Origin of the sequence: Variovorax rhizosphaerae (genome assembly GCF_037889975.1) — a bacterium.
GTDB lineage: Bacteria > Pseudomonadota > Gammaproteobacteria > Burkholderiales > Burkholderiaceae_C > Variovorax > Variovorax rhizosphaerae.
Window position 1 is genome coordinate 1 of record NZ_JBBKZT010000076.1, and the last position, 6821, is coordinate 6821.

Annotated in this window: 8 protein-coding genes and 4 pseudogenes; 3 read left to right on the forward strand and 9 right to left on the reverse strand. The window is 62.6% G+C overall.

The genetic code is table 11. The annotated features are described in order from the left end of the window. The 5 genes and pseudogenes from WKW82_RS40010 to WKW82_RS40025 form a co-directional block, all read right to left on the reverse strand. The coding region (locus WKW82_RS40010) for an IS66 family transposase (protein ID WP_340348767.1) at nucleotides 1–242 on the reverse strand (242 nt) is incomplete at its 3' end. An 89-nt stretch (nucleotides 243–331) separates the two neighbouring features. Then, nucleotides 332–649: pseudogene (locus WKW82_RS40790) on the reverse strand (IS66 family transposase); the annotation flags it as partial. Nucleotides 650–830: 181 nt separating this feature from the next. Continuing rightward, nucleotides 831–1106 (reverse strand): annotated as a pseudogene (locus tag WKW82_RS40795) (hypothetical protein); the annotation flags it as partial. A 71-nt stretch (nucleotides 1107–1177) separates the two neighbouring features. Further along, the gene (gene tnpB, locus WKW82_RS40020) at nucleotides 1178–1525 is read right to left on the reverse strand and encodes an IS66 family insertion sequence element accessory protein TnpB (protein WP_340348769.1); all 348 of its coding nucleotides are present in this window, start codon (nucleotides 1523–1525) and stop codon (nucleotides 1178–1180) included. After that, complete coding sequence (locus WKW82_RS40025) at nucleotides 1522–1950, reverse strand: hypothetical protein (protein ID WP_340348770.1); 429 nt, start codon at nucleotides 1948–1950, stop codon at nucleotides 1522–1524. Before WKW82_RS40025 ends, tnpB begins: the two co-directional genes overlap by 4 nt. A gap of 413 nt (nucleotides 1951–2363) precedes the next feature. Between WKW82_RS40025 and WKW82_RS40030 the strand changes: the two are divergent. Together WKW82_RS40030 and WKW82_RS40035 are read left to right on the forward strand one after the other, a co-directional pair. Next, a pseudogene (locus WKW82_RS40030) lies at nucleotides 2364–2596 on the forward strand (IS6 family transposase); the annotation flags it as partial. Between the two features lie 199 nt (nucleotides 2597–2795). Further along, complete coding sequence (locus WKW82_RS40035) at nucleotides 2796–2921, forward strand: hypothetical protein (protein WP_340348771.1); 126 nt, start codon at nucleotides 2796–2798, stop codon at nucleotides 2919–2921. A gap of 404 nt (nucleotides 2922–3325) precedes the next feature. On the opposite strand, the gene WKW82_RS40040 is transcribed toward WKW82_RS40035, so the two are convergent. Beyond that, complete coding sequence (locus WKW82_RS40040; RefSeq protein ID WP_340348772.1) at nucleotides 3326–3952, reverse strand: PIG-L deacetylase family protein; 627 nt, start codon at nucleotides 3950–3952, stop codon at nucleotides 3326–3328. A gap of 12 nt (nucleotides 3953–3964) precedes the next feature. Then, nucleotides 3965–4621, reverse strand: coding sequence for a sugar transferase (locus WKW82_RS40045; protein WP_340348773.1), 657 nt, complete (start codon nucleotides 4619–4621; stop codon nucleotides 3965–3967). Nucleotides 4622–4806: 185 nt separating this feature from the next. Between WKW82_RS40045 and WKW82_RS40050 the strand changes: the two are divergent. Beyond that, nucleotides 4807–5179: pseudogene (locus WKW82_RS40050) on the forward strand (IS110 family transposase); the annotation flags it as partial. Between the two features lie 660 nt (nucleotides 5180–5839). Here the strand turns inward: WKW82_RS40050 and WKW82_RS40055 are convergent. Continuing rightward, the gene (locus WKW82_RS40055; protein ID WP_340348774.1) at nucleotides 5840–6250 is read right to left on the reverse strand and encodes a PIN domain-containing protein; all 411 of its coding nucleotides are present in this window, start codon (nucleotides 6248–6250) and stop codon (nucleotides 5840–5842) included. Nucleotides 6251–6546: 296 nt separating this feature from the next. Continuing rightward, the coding region (locus tag WKW82_RS40060; RefSeq protein WP_340348775.1) for a hypothetical protein at nucleotides 6547–6821 on the reverse strand (275 nt) is incomplete at its 5' end.

The following is a 6821-nucleotide window of genomic DNA, read 5'->3' on the forward strand; positions in this document are numbered from 1 at the left end:
ATGGCTTCGTGTGCCAGGCCCGGGGACATCCCGCGCGGTGCGTCCTTGACGATCTTCGCAAAGCGCCGTCTCGCATGCACCAGGCAGGCTGCGTGCGTGACGCCCGAGCGGAAGCTCTCGGCGTAGCCCGAGAAGTCGTCGGCCTGCAGCAGCCCGCGCCAAGCCCCGAGCATGCGCCTCGGATGCGTGCCCGATCGGTCGGTCGTGAAGTCGTAAAGGGCGGCCGGCGCGTCTTGCGCCATCGACCCTGCTCGTCTGGCAGCCAGCCGCCCGAGCGATAGACCCACAGCCTGGCGGTGAGGGTGCGCCCGCGCGGCGGGCCATCGCGCGGGGCCTTCAAGGCGAGCGTCGTGTCGTCGGTGAAGATCACCGGGCTGGCCAGCACATGGCGCTGCAGCGGCGCCATCAGGCGCTGCAGCAGCTCGGCTGCCGACAGCGCCCAGTCGCACAGCGTCTGGCGAGCGATGCGCACGCCGTGGCGCGCGAAGATGCGCTCCTGGCGTGCCAACGGGCAATGGTCCTGGTACTTGGAGACCATCACCTGCGCGAGCAGGCCAGCGCCGGCGTTGCTCCTGGGCAGCGGCGAGGCCTGGGCCAACGCCGTGCGAACGGTGCTCATGCCGCGCTCGTCCTCGCAGCGGTACTTCATGCGCGCATGCTGGATCACCACGAGCCTGGCCGGCGTGTACTCCAGGCATCTCGCTGAGTTCCTCGCCGATGCACTCCACGCGCCGGAACCGGGTCTTCTCCTGATCGCTCAGGTCGTGTTCGACGCGCTGTCGAGGAACATCGGCATCGATGGCCGGACGGCCGTTGCGGCGTCTCTTGTGGCCGGCGACCTCGCGATGCTCCTCGGGTGGCACAGGGACTTCGACCGTGTCCTGCCAGAGCTCGGGCTGCAAGGCCTGCAGCACTTCCGTGCACGGGCCGAACACGCGGCGCTTGAACTCGGCCAGCTGGGCTGCCAGCGATGCCATCTGCGCATCGGCTTGGGCACGCACGGCAACGAGCGCCTGCGCGAACTCCACCACCAGGTCCTTCAGCGGCTCCACTGCATCGGGCAGTGCACAGCGGTCGATGGGGGTGGCCAGAAGCATGAACCACATGATCGCAGCCCTCCCTCACGGTGGGCCATTCGGTGAAGTGCCGATTGCCTCGCGGCAACGCTCCCACGCCGTCAGATCACGACGCTGGCCTCAACGCTTCCCAGTCGTCTTGTCCGGCTCAGGTCGATGCCTTCGAGCCACGCGATCAATTCACTCATCGCGATGCCCGAGCCCGCCAGATGCGAGGGGTCCGTGAAGCGGCCCGCCTCGAGACGCTTGTAGAGGACCCAAAATCCGTGGCGATCCCACACGAGCAGCTTCGCGCGGTCGCGGCGTCGCCCGATGAAGACGAACACCTGGCCCGACAACGGGTTCATGCCCATCGCCGAGGCAACCATCTGCGACAGGCCGTCGATCGACTTCCTCATATCCACCGCCTCGCTGCAGACATAGGCGCGGATCGCTGACGACAGGATCACGCCAGCCTCGCCATCACGCGCTCGAGCACTCGATCGGCGGCCTTGCCATTCAGGCGCAAGGTCATTCCACCCAACGAGATCTCCAGCGCCTCGGCCCCTTGCGCGACTGTCGCCGCCGCCTTGGGTGCCGCCGGTGCGTGCAGGGCAACGAAGGAGATCGGCTGCTTGCCTGTCGCAGTCGTCCCTGTCGTCCGTGTGGCCGCGACAGCATCAGCTCCGCGCCGTCGACCGCTGACGCGATGGCGGTATGTCGACAGCGCAAGCTCATGCGCCTCGCAATACTGCGGCACGCTCATCCCCGACTCAAGGCGCAGCCTCTCGTGCTCCTGCCAGAACGCGTCGCCGCGCTCCACCATCGTCTTGCCAGTGCGCCAGTCCACGCGATGCTTCCTTGCCCGTGCACCGCCATCCTTGTCGAGTTCCATCGTCAACATCCTCCATGTGAAGACGTCGACCTTCCTTCATCAACGATCCATTCGCAAGAACGGGGACGCTCGGACATTTACATTGATCTCACCAGTGGGACAACTCCCATCGTCCACGTAGATCACACCCTCATCAGGCATTAGCCCTGCCATTGGCTCCTGCTTCACGTACCAGTCCGGCATCGGCAAGACCTGTAGCTGTGCCCGTGGCGCAACTCCCAACAGGACCGCAAAGGCGCATGCCAACAGAATGTCTTTCATGGGTGACCCTTGTTTCTCGCCCAAGTTTGGGTGTACTCAGTGCGCGCCGCACATCCGAATGGCAATGCTCACAGGCTCTGGTGCAAAAATCGCGGCTCCGGGAGGCCGTGGCTTTGAAATGAAGGCGGATCTGACAGCAGTGGCTGCAGAGCATGGACGAACTGTTCAAGGGCCGGCATTTCCAGCGCGAGATCATGGCGTTGTGCGTTCGCTGGTATCTGCGCTTCAAGATGAGCTTTCGTGACTTGGTGGAGATGATGGCTGAGCGTGGCTGACATGAGCCCACACAACGATCATGCGCTGGGCCCAGCGGTTCGTACCGGAGTTTGAAAAGCGCTGGAATCGGTTCGCTCGCAAGGCCGGTCGATCAGGGCGCGTCGACGAGCTTCGCGCTGGGGGCAACACCGGACCGTACCGACTTGACCGTGCTTTGTCGAGCACATCATGGGCCAGTTCCCAGCTTTTAGAGTCTACCCAGAGGCTTGCCAAGCCCATGCTGCTGAAGCGCCCAAGTTTTGAGGCCAGCTCAGAGCGAGATCCATAGCTCCAAATGGTTGGTCTGGCACGGCAAGAGGGGCAAATCCTTGGCGCGCATCAAGGCGCTCGAGGACGCGTTCATGGCCAGGAAGGGCTATGAATTCTCGACACTCTGGTGGAATCTCCAGCGCGTATCTGGCTGTACCGAGAACAACACCGTCGCGTTGGCGTGAGGTGTAGTAAAGCTCGTTCCGCACTTTGTGTGACACCGCGGTTCAGTTTGGACTGGACGGAGCACCGTATGCGCAGCAGGTCGGGCCTGGAGAGCCGGCCGTACATCTGAGGCTTGAGGAAACTTGAGCGGGTTGACTTGCCCCCTTGACCTGGCCGCTGCTCCACTAGGAGGCGAAGGCCGCGCGCGCTGCGGACAAGTCAGCCTTGAGGCCCGTCGCGAATCGACGCATTTCCGGCACCCGCGATCACTTGCCTTGGCCAGCCAGTGATCGAATCCGTCAAGGTCGCGACGGTGAATCAGGCCAAGAAAGTGGCGCGTCAGACTGGCAGCAACAGCAATCGCTGGTCCACGGATCCTCACCGCAGGCAACAGGGGGCGATGGCAGCCTTTTGGCCCATGCGCTCAGATGCGGATGCGCCCAAGCTGGAACACTTCGGCATAACCGTGCACGCCGGCATAGGTCCAAGCATCGCCCTGGGCGACAGCGTGCATGGCCCTACCCCAGTCATCCCCGCCGTACTTGACGCGTTGGCTCTTAAACGCGTCGAGTGCTTGCACCTTCGCATCAATGTCTTCAGCCGAGAGCATGCTGACCACGTTAGGCTGAAAAGGTATGTCGGTGCGCCCGCTCGGATAGGTTGGCTTGAACATCAGAAAATTGGGTACCTTGCGCGCTGCAGCGGCCATGATTCTGTAAGCGCTCACGTGATCTTGGTGGGTGTCAGCATGAAAGTGAGTGAATACCGTGTCCACGGCATGCTCGTGCAGGATGTGCTCGACCGGCTCGATCAGCGCGTGGATGCTGTGGTGCAGCGATTTATCGCGTCCGCCGAGCGCATAAACATGGTCAACGTCCAGATGCATGCAAGCCGCCAGGCTTTCGGCATGGCGGAGAGGCGCCTCATCAGCGGAAAGGATTGCGACACGCACGTCCCTGCCCTGCCCGCGCCACTTGTGGACAGAGCCGCCGGCACTCAATTCCACATCGTCGGCATGCGCGCCGACCAGCATAATGCTTTGTCCGATCATCGCCGAGAGAGCTCACTCGCCATCGAGGATCACCGCACGCACGGTCTTCAACAGAATCCTACAGTCCATCCACATCGACCAGTGGGTGACGTATTCGACGTCGAGTTCTACACGCTGCGCGAAGGTGAGCTCGTTGCGTCGGCTCACCTGCCAAAGCCCGGTAAGGCCCGGGCGAATCTTTGTGTAGCAACTCCAGGCAGCGCCGTAGAGACTACGTTGTCGCTTCATGCACGGCCGTGGGCCAACAAGGCTCATGTCGCCCTTGAGGACGTTCCAGAACTGAGGCAGTTCGTCAAGGCTGAGCTTGCGGAGGAATCTTCCAATCGGCAGGATGCGGGGATCGTTTTCCAGTCGTTGGAACGAATCCCACTCAATGCGCGCGGCAGGATTTTGGGCAAGGTGCGCCTCGAGCACCCGATCGGCATCAGGAACCATCGAGCGAAACTTGTAGAAATGGAATGGCTTGCCGTCGCGACCGAGGCGCGTCTGACGATAGTGGACTGGACCGCCTCCGCCGAGCCAGACCGCCAGCGCCACCGCGACATACAACGGCCCAAAGATCAAGAAGAACGTCAGCGCGCCGACGATGTCGATCGCCCGCTTGATGATCTTGCCGACAGCGCTCGATGTGTCTGCACTGGCAAGTCCGATGGACGCCTTCTTCTGCATGTCTGCCGCGCTCGCATTTACCAAAGACACACTTTCGACAGGATCAGCTTGACACATAGACGATTTGTAACAAGGGGGCTGCATAGTACCTGAATACAACATAAGTTACACTTTTCGAGTGTCGCTGTGATGAGAAAAATGCTTCGTAGGTGCGCGGTTGGCATCGGGCACGCCTTGCATCGTTTCGAGTGTCGCGCGCGACGGCTTCGTCAGGCGATGCGATTTTTGCGACACGCATCGTTGCGATGGAGGCATGCAGTTCGGTGCACCACGGGCCCCGAAGCTTCCAAGCCGTGGGCATGGAGGTGCGGCTGATCAGCCCGCAGTATGTCGCGCCGTTCGAGAAGACCAATAGGAACGATCGCAACGACGCATAGGCCATCGCAGAGGCCGCCAGTCGCCTGACGATGAAACTTCGCGACCGTGAAGTCGGTGGAACAGCAGGACATGCAACCTGTCCATCGCGTGCGCGATTTGCTGACCCGTCAACGCACCGCGTCGATCAATCAGGCCAGAGGCTTGCGGGGTGAGCGAGGCGTGACGATGGCAAAGTCGCCCGGCCAGCTCACAACGACAGTCGTAGAGTCGCGCGCGACCTCCATGCGAATGTCGCTTGCCGGTGTGACTGGTGCGGGCAGTTGCACGGGCACGAACAAGAGGGCGAGGACTTTGGCTCGGGGCTCCGCAAGAGCCGGGGGGCGTTGCCTTCCGCCGAGTTGACTGTCGGCACCTCCGCGTCGCGCAGCCAGCGGCGCAGCAAAGTTCGCATTGATTCTCAGACGCCGTTGAGACGCCCGGCTGCGCTGCCGAGGCGACAGCGTTGGCCTTGAACTCGTCGCTATGCAGTCGGCGTTGCCGACCATCACCGGAAGCCTGAGGAGAGATCGTGTGCACGTGTCCGGCATGAGTGAACTGGATACGAGCATCCTTTGCTCCTACCGCGAATTCAAGATGGGATCACCGCACGCATACGCAAATCTGGCCTTTCGTCGAAGGGAGCCGCGCAAGATCGAAAGCGTATCAAGGGCTTCGACGCAGTCGAAGGCAGGTTGGTCCCCTCCTCCCACGAGGTCCAAGTCGTGGGCCACATCCTGCACCGTAAGCGCCCCGGCGCCTCGCCGCGCTCGATCGCGCGGCACCTGAACGCCCAAGGCATCGAGAGCTAGCGCGGCGGGCGCTGGTACGCCTCAACCGTGCGCTACCTCATAGAGCGCCAGGTCACACAAACGGGTCGATGACAGTCAGGCCCATCGCGAGGAACCGCCCCGTGTCGCGAGTGGCCACGGTAGTGATGCCGGTGGAGTGCGCAACCGCCGCGATCTGTCCGTCGCCGATCGTGACGTTGTACCCTACCCCCAACGCCCGCTCCGTCAACTGTGCGTATGACCGCGCCGCGAACTCGTCGAATGGAAGGACTTGGAATCGCGGGATGATGGCGTTGACAGCCTGATCCACGCGCGTTCGGTTCTGCCCCACTGGCATGCGCGAGACGCCAGAGAGCATCTCCATCACTGTGGTGGCGCAGATGTACAGGTCGGCCGGCGACCGCAGGTTGAACCAGTCCACCACCTTCTGGGCGGGCTGCGGCTTGATCAGCTCGGAGACGATGTTCGTATCGAGCAGGATCATTCAAAGCTCGCCGGCTCGACGCTTTCGTCCGAACGTTTGAACAGCGCGTCGGCGTCCTCGTTGCTGAGGCGCTCGCCGGCTGCCGCGAGATCGGAGTGCAACTGCCGCCCGATTGCGACGAGCTGGTCGCCAAAGCCTGGAGTCGATGACGACTGCCTCGTGGCCACCTCGACTAGGACGTTGCGAGCGAAGCCCTCGACACTGCGGCGCCCTCCCCTGCGGGCCGAGTTCCTTGGGAATCGACGGCAGCGCCGCCATCCGCGCGGCGATCGCCGCATTCTTCATCTTCGTCTTGCTTACTGGCATACGGAGAGCATCCATTTCCTGGGGGTGTGCAGTGCAGCAAAGTAAGCTTTGGAGATGGAAATCGGGGCATGTCCTGGCCAAGAGGTGCTGCAGCTGCGCGCCGTGCTGCGCGACATTAGCCCGCTGATCTGGTGCGTAGCGATACGAGCGTCGCCCGGCTTCACCAGATCCTTCAGGTCGCGTTCGCCTGGCAGGACATGCACCTCCACCGATTCGAGATTCGCGGTCGCGAGTACGGAGTCAATCAGGATGGCGGCGTGGTCTT

Coding starts and splice junctions, on each gene's coding strand:
- WKW82_RS40040 (WP_340348772.1), bottom strand. CDS start 3,952: ATGATCGGACAAAGCATTATGCTGGTCGGCGCGCATGCCGACGATGTG.
- WKW82_RS40045 (WP_340348773.1), bottom strand. CDS start 4,621: ATGCAGAAGAAGGCGTCCATCGGACTTGCCAGTGCAGACACATCGAGC.
- WKW82_RS40025 (WP_340348770.1), bottom strand. CDS start 1,950: ATGGAACTCGACAAGGATGGCGGTGCACGGGCAAGGAAGCATCGCGTG.
- WKW82_RS40055 (WP_340348774.1), bottom strand. CDS start 6,250: ATGATCCTGCTCGATACGAACATCGTCTCCGAGCTGATCAAGCCGCAG.